The sequence below is a fragment of the Candidatus Lokiarchaeota archaeon genome (genome assembly GCA_014730275.1).
Taxonomy (GTDB): Archaea; Asgardarchaeota; Thorarchaeia; order Thorarchaeales; family Thorarchaeaceae; genus WJIL01.
In genome coordinates this window covers 1-12990 of the sequence record WJIL01000009.1, presented here as the reverse complement: position 1 = coordinate 12990, position 12990 = coordinate 1, and the positions used below count along the sequence as shown (strand labels likewise).

The following is a 12990-nucleotide window of genomic DNA, read 5'->3' as shown; positions in this document are numbered from 1 at the left end:
ACTCAACAGTTAATTCGACAAGTTGACGAGACCTGCAAAATATCGAAATGAGAAGATAACAACCACAGGATCAATCCGGTTCTTTCCTTGGATAACCTGTTTCTTACAGTTGGGTGAGTGAACCCAACCGAGGAAACTTCTGTGTTCCACCCTTCCCCTGCCAGCGTCGCCGCCCCCACGGTACCCGTAGGCCCATGAGTCAGCAGGGGCTTTGTCCGCGTTCACTGGAACGGGGTTCCTCCCGCGGTCCTGGCTTCCGTCTCCTGTTGTCATCCCGGGTCATCACTCCCGGCAACAGCGAGGTCTTCCACAGTTCTTGCCACGGCATGGTCATGATCACCCACCTCAGCTTTGTCGCCGTAGCTGAGGAGGTCCGTCTGGACATGGTGAACAGCCGAGGACTCTTTGGAACCTGATGAGGTCCCTTGTTTGGAGAGTGAGGACTTCTGCTTAGAAGAACCAGTCTTCCTTACAGCCTTCGGGGCTGGGCGCTTCTCCCGTGGGGGAGTGGCCCACCGCCCTAGTCCTACTAGACTCGGATTTCTTACTAGGCCTAATGAACTCCCCTCGCCCTTGGTCATAAGAAGGCATACAGGAAATCTTACAGATATTTTAGACTTCTATGTGCCGATCTATTTAGGATTCTGCAAGATTTCTAACTCCCTGGATTTCAAAGCCTGCCCATGGTTCGCTGTACTAGAGTTCCCGTTCGTTGGCATCAACAGTAGCAGAACAATATGGACAACGAGCTTGGAGAGGGCCAACCCATTCAATATCCTCCTCACTGAGATTTGCTCCGCATTCTGGACATTTAGCAGGTACTTGATATACGATTTTTCTTCCAAAGTCAGTTGTCCTCTGGCCAACCAGATAGTCTCCGCTATCAGGAGTCTGTAAATCGAAAGCTGGAGGTTCTGGCATGGAAGACTTGTTGCCGCCTGCAAGAATTGCGATTCCGAAAAGCAATGCAACGCTTCCCATCCCAATTGTAGTGATTGCGATAATTAGGGGCGCACCACTATTGAAAGCAGTAATGCCCATTCCAACTGCAATCAAGAAGAATAGAGCAAAGAAACAACCCATCGCGATTTTGAATAAAGGAGGTTTACTCATATACAGGACCTCGATTACTTTATGCCGTTCAAAGACAAACGAGTATTTCGTATTATGTTGTTATGTCCTGTTCTTATGTCGTTTTCTATTCTTGCTGGTTTTGCCATCTTGGTAAGTATATATTGAACTTCGCTCCAGCTGATGGATTGCCTTCAATCCGATCCGTAATATCTATCGCTCCGTCATACTTGGTTACTATTTGCTTGGCCACATGTAAACCAACCCCACCATACCTCCGTTCAGAATCGAAAAGATGTCTTTTACGTTCATCAGGAATTCCTCTACCGTTGTCTGCTACTGATACTCGGAACTGCGAGTCCAATTCAGTTGCATTTACCCAAACAGTGACCGTATCTCTTTCAGCATGCTGGGCAGCGTTTCGTAGCAGAATAAGAAAAAGCTCTTGGAGGAACTCGTCAGCCTGTACATATGGTTGGTCTATTTCGAAATCAGTAACCACATCTGCGTCGGGATATTCCGATTCGAATAATCTCAGACTAGCTTTAATTTCATCGACAAGGAGTAATTTCTGCAATTTCGTAGAATACAGATTGTGAGTCTTTCGTACTTGATTGGACAAGCTAGCACATTCTTCTACAGTGTCCTCAATCAAATCCGTAATAGCTGCAACGGAAACGGTCCCATCAGTAGATCTCAAGACTTCTGTCGCCATGAGAATAGCTTGGAGCTTGTTAGTGATATCGTGGCCTATCAAATCAAGATAGAACAAAGCTCTGTTTCTCTGTGATTCTAGCTCCTCTTTGGTTTTTGACAGATTCTTCAAAGCTCTATTCAGGGTTTCAGCTGAAAGCCACATGACTGTTGCTAATATGAAGAACGCCATGATGCCAGGTATGTTTGGTAGAACTCCACCGATGAATGCTGCATAACCCAATAGAACCATACTCGACAAAGTTGCTGTTGCAAAACTAGCCCACGGCCGAAAAGTGAAACTGGCAGCTGTAATCGGAAGTGAGAATAGGAAAAGAGCCCGCCCATTTACTACGTGCTGAGGGGTATCGGATACTGCGACCAGAAAGATGAGGAAAAGCAAATACAGTATTGCGGCTAAATCAATCGACAGTTTCTCGTTAATGGCATAAATGAATGCGGCCCCAAGTGATGCAGCAAGGGCACCAAAAATCAAATACTCCCACTCGGTTTGAGTGCCAACCAAACCACTTGGTGTCAGTAAGATTACAAGAATCAATAGAATAGCGGCACAGATTATAATTGCCAGAAGCTGGACCTTCAGCAACCCTCTTCGCCGTTGTTTATTGCTCGATTCTGGATCGATTTCCAAGTTTGGAAAACATACGAGTTCTCTAAGGTCCAAGCAGCCATCCTCCAGTTACTACCAGATTACATTCATGAAAATAGACTATTCTGTGGCGTTTTGTACGCGATTAAAGAAACTTCCTTATGAACAGCTACATGTGAGATGAAATCGATGTTGTCATTCTCTATCAGCGTACTTCTTCTATCATAGGGCATTATGTCTTTTCAGTATTATTGAGTAGGTCACGCATCAAAAATCTATACATAGACATGCACAAATAGTTTTTAATATCTACTATCATATGCTCCTCAAAGCGTCGGTCAAGGATAGGCAGCGACTACATCAATAAGCATTTGTAAGATAATGCAGCAAAACCAATAAGAATCAGTATTTGGTCCCGCCATATACAACGATAGCGACCGACGCACCCTTCTTGATTGTCCTATGTCATTCAGAAGAGTAAATCGGTTTACATTTCTCAACCCACAGGCAGTGTAAATATTATTTTATTTATTCATTATGATATTGTCAAAAAAAGGTCGGTTATAGCAAATAATATCTACTTTCGTCAAGGCCCCGAATATATCATTCAAAACCTGTTTAACTATGGAGAACAGACTCATTGAATCAACGTGTGGTAAAGGTTGCAATGGTTGGCGCAGGAGGCACGGGAAAAACCACGATTGCCTCAAGGCTGGTTACTGGCAAATTCGTAGAAACCATGATGACTGCAGGTCTCGGCATCGAAACCTGGTCTCTTCTAGACCAAGAATGCAATGGAGAGATTAAAGCTACAATATTTGATCTTGGGGGACAGGAGCAGTTTCGGTTCTTTCAGTCATCTCTACTAAAAGGCACACAGGTGGTTCTTCTTGTTGTAGATCTCACGAGATTTCGAACCCTTATCGAAATTGATGAATGGATTGACCTTATCCCACACGTTTCACCGGACATGTGGGTATTGGTCGCAAATAAGTTGGATGCGGTTGATAAATCACTCTCCGAGCAGGACATCGCAGAAAAGGCTCATACCCTAGATATTCCATATATCCTGCTGAGCGCAAAAACCGGGGAGAATTTTGATAGACTCATAGAAATACTGACAAATCTTTTGCAATCTTCATTGTGATATTTGAACAAGAAAGTAATATTATCTAAAAGAGAAGATTTGATGTACCAATGGGGAAAGTACTATGGGATTTGGTGTTATTCATTACGCATTTCTAGCAGACGCAGTAGGAATCGGTATCTGTATTCTGCTTCTGCTGAATAGATACAGAGAACAACGAAACCTGCTGACTCTGATTTTTGTGGGATTCCTTCTATCACTCACAGTCCAAGCTTCTCTCTACTTTGTAAGAGGGTTATGGGCTGCAAGTGCTTTTGAAGATATTCTGGCTTTCAGATTCATCCAGTCAAACCATATCATAATTGCAATACTGTTGATACTGTTCCTTCTTTATCCACAGATAGAACAGAAAGAAGGAACTCCTGAAGGAGACAGACTTCGCATATTGCTACTGGTTCTAGTTATCATAGGCATATTCGGAATGATTTTGCCTTTCATATCCGAAATCACTTGGACTTTTGATGATATCTATGGACTGTCTCACTACAATGTGACGTCCGTGATTCCCTTCACATATCAGATAATCCTCGGAATAGATGCGGTCTATGCACTCATTGCAGCCGCTTTTCTGGTGCAGATGATAAGAGTTGAGACAGAACCGTTCTACAGAACCAAAGCGATTCTCTTGCTTCTCGGCTGGTTGATAATCGTATTCGCTCAGTTCTTACTGCTTAGCGTGCAATTGTCCGTTATTACTCCAGTTATCAGCCTACTTGGAATGTCCATGATGGCATTCAGCATTCTGCGGCAGCCACCAAGTTGAGAACAAGTTGCTTGGTTACCCATTCAAAGGTAACCAAGTATTCTCCTAATAGAAGCTAGACAGCATTATTAGGACTGACGACTCTATACATAACAGATACTACGAACGGACGGTCTTTTTCCGATGTCAGAAACTGAGAACGAGGTCTACGCATTCTGCAAACAATGCAAGGAAAATGTCAGACTGAACATATCACAGCAGGAGATCAAAGAAGCAGAAAGTGGACTCGTGGCAGTTCTATCAGTTCATGGCTCACCACAACATGCTCTTCTAGCATACATCGATAAGGAGTTGCGAGTGCGGGGTATAGAATATCCAACTGCAATTCAGATAAAAGACACACCACAAGTCTCAGCCGTAGATGAGTCCGAAGCTGATGTCTGGGATGAAATGGAGGGTGACTTTAGCCTTCATATCCTGGTTGACTTCTTCGGAAAGCAAAAGAAGAAAGCAATTGTAAATTTCTCTCATTTGATAGTTCATATTATGATAGAGAAACCAGTCTACTTGATTCACGATGATAAAGCAATGGGCAGGTTAGTAAAATCCAATCTCGTCAATCTCCTGACAGAACAGAGCCAGCTTGCTGAACTTGTCAGCGTGATTGATCATGATTCTCTTGCGTCAATAAAGAAGCAAGACGCCTTCATTTTCGATTTACAGATGACTAGACCTGTAAAAGAAAGTGTCGAGGTAGATTCCAAGCATTTTGAGAAAATTGTGAAAGATGCTCTTTCAAGAGAGAATTCCTTCTTTCAACTCAAATATGAGCTGAGCAAACTCTTCTTTTCGTACAGAAGATTAGTTGATATCCTGAAATCCTCCGAACAGAAGATGAAAGATAGAGAATTGGCACATGAGGTCGCCATCGACTTCTCGCTTCTATCCACCCTACTTGATATTGCTGAAATCGAAGGGATTGACACGAAATCTCGTGTTGAACGAGACGGTCTTGGAAGTGCGATTAGAAGCATCTGAATAGGATAGAGGGTACACCACTTCTCCGGTTTGATTGGAGGAGCCCTCAGTATTATGTAATCTGCTCAAGAACCATGGATTTGAAAGGAGGATTTATTGAGTAATTGTACCGCTGTTTTCCAAAGCTGTCATGAATTCAGACACATTCTCAATTGCAGCTTTATTCCCTATAGGAAACGGTAGGCTTTCAACAACCGATTTGGTAACCCCATGCACAAATCTCAATCCTTTCTTCGTCACTTTGCCATCGTGTACATTTCCTGTCAAATTCAAAATGCGGTACATGAATCTTGCACCAAAAGGCAGCTCTGTTACAACTTTCTCATCAACACTCAACCCATAAAGTTCATGAGCCAGTTTCCTCCAGTTCTCAGAGGCTTTGTCAACTTGCTTGGTAAGAGCTAGGTGGCTATCTTCCTTTATCATGTCAAGGTAGAGCTCCAGTGGCGGATTCACAGCTTGCGTTTGACCAATTGTATTGAATGCGGCAGGACCAAAACCCAGATAGTCATTTACTAGCTCATCACCTGAAGAATCATAGATTTCACTAGTCTGAGCGAAAATCCAGATGCTGTCTCTCTTATAGCCGTATTCTTCCAAAATCTGCCCAGACTCCTCGATTACCGCAAACATACGCTCTGATGACAAAGATGGTTCAATCCTGACACCGGGTATTGCCAAAAATGGGTAGATAGTGATTTGACTCGGGCCAATTCTTCCAAGAATATCGACATCCCTAAGGAAGCTTTCCACCGATTGACCCGGTAGACCTGTCATTAAGTCGACATTGGTTTTGATATCTTCTTCGTTTGCAGTTTCAACAATTCTCCGAACCAGCGATGGACTGGTTTTCTCACGATTCACTCGTTTTAGCGCTTCAGCACTAAGAGATTCAACACCAGTACTGATTTTTCCAAAACCAAGCCTACTTAGTTTTCGAATGTAATCACCAGTAAATCTGTTGGGATTTCCCTCCATGCCAATATCTTGTAGTTCAACGCGATCGGAAATGACCGACAGAATGCTACCGATTTCATCCACACTCAGTAGATTTGGTGTGCCGCCACCCATATACAGCCATCTCATTTTTCCATCTAGGGGTCGTGACTCTATCTCCTTCTTTAGAGCGTCCAGGTATGAATCCTTTAGGTCTTCGTCATAGAGCACTTTGTAAAAGGGGCAAAACGCGCAGAGTCTGGTGCAAAACGGTACATGTACATACACTCCAAATTCATCTGTTCGAAGAGTATCCCAGTTAATTTCCCCGAATTCAAATTTGACCTTCGAAAGGTTCTTTGAAATCATCCGTTGAGCTATTGAGGCCATCATTGTGTTACATTTTGAGAAATAGTAACACACACTTAAGCCTTGGCCTAGTAACGATGCAGTAATTATCTAAGCTCTCAATGCTTATGACAATTCCAATCTCCTTGAAGAATATGGAGCCTTTCTCCATCACAAATACAAACAAATCTTCTGTGAGGATAGTGCTTTGGCGAGATACGCGTGGTTCAATGTGATTCTCTGGATTATTTCGTGGGTACTCTTTCAACTGCAGAATGTGAATAGCAGAGTATTACTTATTCTGTTCCTTACTTCGGTAGTAGCTTCATTGGTTACTGGGTACAAAGTGCAGGAACAACTGACAATTGCGGCTGGCTTTTTTAATAGCAAAATATAGAGGATACAAGTCACTTTACTATTGGTAGTGCGCGGCACCCTAGCGCTGTTCTTCATCGCAATCTACAATGAGATAGTATCACTTCTCATCAGGAATACATATGCAATTGGACGCATTGTCCTTGCTGAGTATATTGGAAGCCATTTGGGAAGTGATACTCAAGACCGTTCAGCGATTCATTATCCTGAACAGGCAAAAGTCAAGCAACAATTCTGTCAGTCGCTTTCCAGCTCCATTTCCTCACCGTTGATGAAAACCTTTTCGACTTCATTATAGAATTCAAAGGGATGACCAGACCACACAACCATGTCAGCATCCTTCCCAGCTTCGAGTGATCCTACACGATCATCAATACCAAGCATCTCTGCCGGATTCATAGTCACACAACGAAGTGCGTCCTCTCTACTCATGCCTTTCTTTATGACATGCATTGGTAGTAGTGGGAAGAAATTCATGGGAGTAAGTGAGTCCGTTTGCAAAGCTACTTTGACTCCTGCTTCGTTCAGCTTCACCGCCGTCTCAAAACCTCGTTCTCTTGTTTCGGGCTTACTCACCCAGAACATTGTCGGGCCTACTACAGCAGGAACATCATTTTCGGCAAGGAAATCCGCTATTTTGTGGCCTTCAGTACAATGAATAATCATAACTCTGAGATTGAATTCTTTGGCCACACGCACCACCGTAGCGATATCATCTGCTCTATGTGCATGCGCATGTAACGGAATCTCTCGTTTTAGTACCTTGACGAGGGTCTCTTTGCCCAAATCACGATTAGGGGGTTTTGGCAGAGCTTCTCCTTTCTCCTTAGCTTCTTTCCTTTTCTCGCCGTACGCTTTCCATTCATCCATGTAATTGCGTGCCTCAGTAAATGTTTTTCGAAGCAACGCAGCTACCCCCATTCGTGTTGAAGGCATTCGGTCATGCTGTTTGCCATGGGCTCCCTTTGGATTCTCACCTGTAGCAATCTTCAAGCCTGATGGAGCCATAATGACCATATCATCAACAACAGCGTCACCAGTAGGTTTGAACACAAAAGCCTCGCCAGATACAACATTGGCCGATCCTGGGCCAGTGTTCACGCAGGTCACACCACCTTTCGGAACTTCAGCTATACTAGGTTCATCGGGGTTGAAAGAATCGATACCACGCACTTCAGGTGTTACGGGATCAGTTGCTTCGTTTCCATCCGCTCCAGCCCACCCAATACTGCCATCGAAGAGACCCTGATGGGCGTGAGCTTCAACAAAGCCGGGTAGGATGTATTTCCCTTTGACATCAACAACATCTGCACTATCCGGTACATCTACATCTGCACCAACTTCGAGGATCTTACCTTTTTCAAACAAAACTGTAGCGTTCTCTATCTGTCCGTTCACAGGACATAGAACCGTACCATTAACCAAAGCCTTCAAGAGTATGCCTCCAGTTTGAGCGTATTATCTTGTAAGACAAAAGTCTTCTTATCGCACACATGAAACGAGACAACATCTTCAAATCAGTTTAGTACAACTATACGAGCATGACAGCTGGATGCACCATAGGAGCGGCTAGTTTAGGTCCAAGGTTACTCATGTTCAAGAACAAAGACTTGCTCAACAAGAATCATGTAGACAATCTGGTCTTCAATAATCAGATGTTTGCCGTCAGCGGAGTCGTCATAGGCTCCGGTGAGAGAGCAGGTGTTTCCATTGGAATCAACAGACATGGACTCGCTGGTTGTAGCGCAACGGTGCTTGCAACGGAAGACCGACCGTATGACCATCTTCTCGAAAACATCATTCAAGTGGCTGATGACATCGATTCAGCCTATCAGATAGTTGAAGACAAGACTTCCTCGGGTATAGCGTATCAGTGGTGTAATCTGGTCTTAGGCGATTCCAGGAGTGTAGCCGCCATCGAGATTTCGAATGATCAATGTAAGCTAGAGAGGGCAGATGATTATGTTGTTCGCACAAATCATCATGTTCTCTTGAACACAATCGATGATTTGAAAGCGGCTCGTGCAGAAAGAACAGGAACGGGTGGTCCAGTTTGGACAAGTAGACGTCGTCGTCAGAAAGCAGAAAGAGAACTAGCCGCTGCTCGAACGGTTGTAGACGTAACAGAGATTCTAAGCTCACATAGTGAGGGTAGAGGATTCGATTCCATATGTAGGCATTCAGATGGGGATAATCTTGGGAAGGCCGTCTTGGGGAAAACTGTCTATAGCTACGTTTTTGATGTGTTCTACGGAGATAATTCGTTTCCCGAGATCACCTTTCATGTAGCTCCAGGGAATCCGTGTGTAACCACCTATAGGAGGCTGCATATTGATTTCAACAGTTCTGAAGAAGACAAAAGAAAGCTGGCCGCTACATATCCCAAATGATGTGGTACCCCCCTCTTCGAAAACCACCGAAGCTGGTTATATATGAAGGGCGTTTAGTTCTTGTACATAATCAAAATAATTGGCGGCCTGAATACTTTGCAGACAAAAAGGATAGAAGAAGCATTGCACGGGGTAGCCTTCACAACGGCAACACCATTCTCAACAAACCTGGAACGCATACATACCGATGCAATTAATGGCAACCTTGAATACCTCATAGATAGGGGAGCTAAACTCCTTCTGCCATGTGGCAACACAGGTGAATTCTACTCGCTTTCACAGAAAGAATGGTTTGAAGTTGTGGAGACAACACTGAATACGGCTGAAGGCGAAGCGGTAGTGATGCCAGGCGTAGGAGGTTCCATCACCACAGCAAAGGAACAAGCTGAGTATGCAGCAGAAAGTGGTGCTGATGCAGTTATGATCATGTACCCTCAACATGTTTTCAAGTCAGAGGAGGGAATGCTGAACTACATTCGTGAAATTGCAAAGGCAGCCGCTCCAATCGGCGTGGTCCTCTACAAGAAAGGCCCCTTGATGACTGATGATGTTCTTGAGAAACTTGCAGGCAGAGACAACATAGTTGGAGTCAAATACGCTTATGGACGGATTGTTGATTTCTCGCGAACTGTTTTCAGGCATGGTAATTCATTCATATGGTCATGTGGAACCGCCGAGAGATTTGCGCCCTTCTATTTCTATGCCGGAGCCACTGGATTTACTACAGGGCTGGGCAATTTCGCTCCAAGAATTTCACTTGCTCTTTACGATGCTCTGGCGGGTAACGACTCCAAGAAGACCATGAACATTGTCGAAAAAATAACCCCATTCGAGAATTTTAGGGAAAGCAGAGGGAAAGCCAACAATGTTCCTGCGGTAAAGGCGGCAATGGATCATTTTGGCCTCCAAGGTGGGGATTGTAGACCACCTATTCACTGTTTAAACAAGAAAGAAAAGAAGCGGATTGGAGAAATCGTCTCTGCGTGGGATATCTAACCAGAAAAGCTATACCCGGTGTTCTTCTGGGCATCCAGCAAGTGTGTCATCCAGCCGGTAATCAAGAGTGCAATAATTCTTCGCAGGAGTATTGTCGAACTAGAAATATGGGATCTTGTCCTCTGTACAACAGCTTTCCTGACGAAAGAACTTGTCCAATTCTGCTAGTCATCAACGGAATTGCGTCCACCGCAGTTACACATCGATTCTAGTCTGCAAAATGAGCCGAAATAATATAGCTAAGAATCCCGAAAAGCTATCTATCATATTCGTCATCACAAAAGTCATATTAGAATTCATGATGGGGTCGCCCAGCACAAGTTGTGTAAGAAGTGTGTAAAGATTCAGAAAAAATTGAACACATGAGGACAGCATAACGGGAACTAACACACTCTCTCAGTCTCATCAGTCGGTACCTATGTCTAATCTGTACGGGGGAAGTGACCACATGAAGGTCTTACATGTAGACGATGACAGAGACATCCTTTGGCTTGCAAAGAAATACTTGGAAAAAGAGGATGATCGTCTAGAAATCGAAACTGCAGAATCGGCAGAAGAGGCTTTGGAACTTCTCAATCAGAAAGACTTTGATTTGGTCATATCTGACTATGCTATGCCCAACATAAATGGGCTGGAATTTCTGCAGAAACTGCGCGAAAAATCAGATATCCCATTTATTCTCTTTACAGGCAAAGGCCGCGAAGAAGTTGCCATGAAAGCACTGAATCTTGGAGCTGACCGTTATCTGCGTAAGAGCCATGATGTGGAAACACAATACAAGATGCTTGCGGAAGACGTAGTTCAACTGGTACATCTTCATCAAGCAGAAGAAGATTTGAAGCGAAGTCAAGAAAGACTCGAATTAGCGCTCAAGGGAGCACGGGCGGGGTTATGGGACTGGTTTTTGGATACGGGAAAATGTGTGTATAATGAACAATATGCAAAAATGCTTGGATATTCCCTTGATGAACTGCAACCCAGCATCAAAGAAACATGGAGAAATCTTTGTCATCCTGACGACGCGGAAAAATCAGATAGAGTATTTCATGAGCATCTAGCTGGAGAGAGAGATATCTATGAATGCGAACTTCGGATGAAACACAAGAATGGTCAATGGATTTGGGTAAGAGACAGGGGGCAAGTTGTTGAGTGGGATGATGAAGGCAACCCAATCAGGATTTCAGGCACGCATGTGGACATCACTGATAAGAAGAAGGCCGAGAATGCACTTAGACGAAAAACAGAGGAACAAGATTTGCTTCTGAACAGCAGCCCGACTCAAATCTGGTACCTCAAAGACATCAACACATATGGGGCCGTCAACGAGGCCCATGCTCGTTTTGTCGGAGTACCCAAAGAACAGCTTGAATATAGCAAACTAGATGATTTCCTTTCAGATAAAGAAGCCGAGATATGCAAGATTGGAAATCGGAGAGTTTTCCAAAGCGGAAAGCAGATACACACAGAAGAGTGGCTCCGTAACAGCAAGGGTGAGAAACGTCTAATTGCAATAACGAAAACGCCGAAGCTCGATTCGGAGGGCAAAGTCAAATACGTTGTTTGTTCGGGGCACGATATTACCGAACGAAAACGTGCAAGAGACAGTCTTAGAAGAAGCAAAGAAAAATACCGCACCATTGTATCTTCCATGCAAGATAGTATCTTCGTCTATGATGACAATAACGTTCACGTAGACTATTACGTTTCAGACAAATCTCAGCTTGTTGCACCTCCGGACGAATTCATGGGCAAGGCGATCGATGATATCCTTCCCATTGAGGTTGCCAACGAGTATATCGAATGTATGAACCGAGTTAGAGAAACTGGTGAGGTAGAGACCTTCGATTATCCCCTTAGAATCGATGGGAAAGTGCGGTGGTTTTCTTCCCGAATCAGCCAGCACGAAAATGGGGAAGATATAATTTCGGTTGTAAGGGAGATTACAGAGCGAAAGAATGCAGAGAATAAACTACAATTTCAAAGCCACATCCTGAATTCCATAGATGATACGGTCATCACAGTAGATCTTTCAGGAAAGATTACCTATGTGAATAAAGCATTCGCAAATTTGGTTGCGATGTCACCTAACGAACTGATTGGAAAGCCTGTAGAGGTTTTTGTGGGCAGAACCGGAATGCAGGGAATACAGCAGAACATCTTGGAAACTGCATTAAGTCAGGGCAAATGGGAAGGGGAAGTGTTAAACTACGACAACAAAGGAAGAAAGCACTTACTGAGAAGCCGTATTCAAATACTACGTGATGACGTTGGAAACCCGTTGGGCCTAGTAGCAACATCAACAGAAGTCCCGGAACATCAGCAAGAAAGAAAACGAAGGCAGCTTCTTCATCAATTATTGAGTCACGAAGTAGCGAACAAGAGCCAGATAATCCAATCGAGCTTGGAACTCCTAGAATCCGGCAACATCGACAACAAACAACGAATCTTCCTAAACAAAGCAAAACAAGCTGTAGAAGAGGTGGGGAGAGTCATAGACATGATTCGCGAACTTCGAGACATGAAAACCGAAGAATTGCAAGCTATACCTATCAACTCATTGGTTAAAGGCGTGACCAAACGCAAACAGGCGCTTGCTCAGGAAAAACAAATCACGATTGAAACTCAATTCCCCAAGAATAACCTAAAAGTTAGAGGTGGGCTGCTACTTGAGCCGTTGTTGAGC

At 43.9% G+C, this 12990-nt stretch carries 12 protein-coding genes; 6 read left to right on the top strand and 6 right to left on the bottom strand.

The genetic code is table 11. The features are described from left to right. Positions 1–9: 9 nt before the first annotated feature. From GF309_01160 to GF309_01145, 4 genes are all read right to left on the bottom strand, one after another. Positions 10–273 carry a hypothetical protein gene (locus GF309_01160; GenBank protein MBD3157371.1) on the bottom strand — a complete coding sequence of 88 codons (264 nt, stop codon included), beginning with the start codon at positions 271–273 and terminating at the stop codon, positions 10–12. Continuing rightward, the gene (locus tag GF309_01155) at positions 270–581 is read right to left on the bottom strand and encodes a hypothetical protein (GenBank protein MBD3157370.1); all 312 of its coding nucleotides are present in this window, start codon (positions 579–581) and stop codon (positions 270–272) included. Before GF309_01155 ends, GF309_01160 begins: the two co-directional genes overlap by 4 nt. 115 nt (positions 582–696) lie before the next feature. Then, positions 697–1113, bottom strand: a complete 417-nt coding sequence (locus GF309_01150) for a hypothetical protein (GenBank protein MBD3157369.1) — start codon at positions 1111–1113, stop codon at positions 697–699. An 85-nt stretch (positions 1114–1198) separates the two neighbouring features. Further along, positions 1199–2449, bottom strand: coding sequence for a hypothetical protein (locus GF309_01145; protein ID MBD3157368.1), 1251 nt, complete (start codon positions 2447–2449; stop codon positions 1199–1201). A gap of 565 nt (positions 2450–3014) precedes the next feature. On the opposite strand from GF309_01145, the gene GF309_01140 reads away from it, so the two are divergent. The 3 genes from GF309_01140 (at position 3015) to GF309_01130 (ending at position 5262) form a co-directional block, all read left to right on the top strand. Beyond that, positions 3015–3521: a GTP-binding protein gene (locus GF309_01140; GenBank protein MBD3157367.1), complete on the top strand. Its 507-nt coding sequence runs from the start codon at positions 3015–3017 to the stop codon at positions 3519–3521. Positions 3522–3585: 64 nt separating this feature from the next. Continuing rightward, complete coding sequence (locus GF309_01135) at positions 3586–4284, top strand: hypothetical protein (GenBank protein ID MBD3157366.1); 699 nt, start codon at positions 3586–3588, stop codon at positions 4282–4284. Positions 4285–4407: 123 nt separating this feature from the next. Beyond that, positions 4408–5262, top strand: a complete 855-nt coding sequence (locus GF309_01130) for a hypothetical protein (GenBank protein ID MBD3157365.1) — start codon at positions 4408–4410, stop codon at positions 5260–5262. 93 nt (positions 5263–5355) lie between these two features. Here GF309_01130 and GF309_01125 read toward each other — a convergent pair whose 3' ends face one another. Continuing rightward, positions 5356–6591: a radical SAM protein gene (locus GF309_01125; GenBank protein MBD3157364.1), complete on the bottom strand. Its 1236-nt coding sequence runs from the start codon at positions 6589–6591 to the stop codon at positions 5356–5358. Between the two features lie 567 nt (positions 6592–7158). After that, positions 7159–8355: an amidohydrolase family protein gene (locus GF309_01120; GenBank protein MBD3157363.1), complete on the bottom strand. Its 1197-nt coding sequence runs from the start codon at positions 8353–8355 to the stop codon at positions 7159–7161. A 158-nt stretch (positions 8356–8513) separates the two neighbouring features. Between GF309_01120 and GF309_01115 the strand changes: the two genes are divergently transcribed. From GF309_01115 to GF309_01105, 3 genes are all read left to right on the top strand, one after another. Next, positions 8514–9311, top strand: coding sequence for a hypothetical protein (locus GF309_01115; GenBank protein ID MBD3157362.1), 798 nt, complete (start codon positions 8514–8516; stop codon positions 9309–9311). A gap of 60 nt (positions 9312–9371) precedes the next feature. After that, a complete protein-coding gene (locus tag GF309_01110; protein ID MBD3157361.1) occupies positions 9372–10307 on the top strand; it encodes a dihydrodipicolinate synthase family protein in 936 nt (311 codons plus the stop codon). A 418-nt stretch (positions 10308–10725) separates the two neighbouring features. Then, on the top strand, positions 10726–12990 hold a 2265-nt coding region (locus GF309_01105), incomplete at its 3' end, for a PAS domain S-box protein (GenBank protein MBD3157360.1).

What these genes read in the sequence shown, in the direction of transcription:
- GF309_01160 (MBD3157371.1), bottom strand. Translation starts at nt 273, where the DNA reads ATGACAACAGGAGACGGAAGCCAGGACCGCGGGAGGAACCCCGTTCCA.
- GF309_01155 (MBD3157370.1), bottom strand. Translation starts at nt 581, where the DNA reads ATGACCAAGGGCGAGGGGAGTTCATTAGGCCTAGTAAGAAATCCGAGT.
- GF309_01150 (MBD3157369.1), bottom strand. Translation starts at nt 1,113, where the DNA reads ATGAGTAAACCTCCTTTATTCAAAATCGCGATGGGTTGTTTCTTTGCT.
- GF309_01135 (MBD3157366.1), top strand. Translation starts at nt 3,586, where the DNA reads ATGGGATTTGGTGTTATTCATTACGCATTTCTAGCAGACGCAGTAGGA.
- GF309_01130 (MBD3157365.1), top strand. Translation starts at nt 4,408, where the DNA reads ATGTCAGAAACTGAGAACGAGGTCTACGCATTCTGCAAACAATGCAAG.
- GF309_01125 (MBD3157364.1), bottom strand. Translation starts at nt 6,591, where the DNA reads ATGATGGCCTCAATAGCTCAACGGATGATTTCAAAGAACCTTTCGAAG.
- GF309_01115 (MBD3157362.1), top strand. Translation starts at nt 8,514, where the DNA reads ATGTTCAAGAACAAAGACTTGCTCAACAAGAATCATGTAGACAATCTG.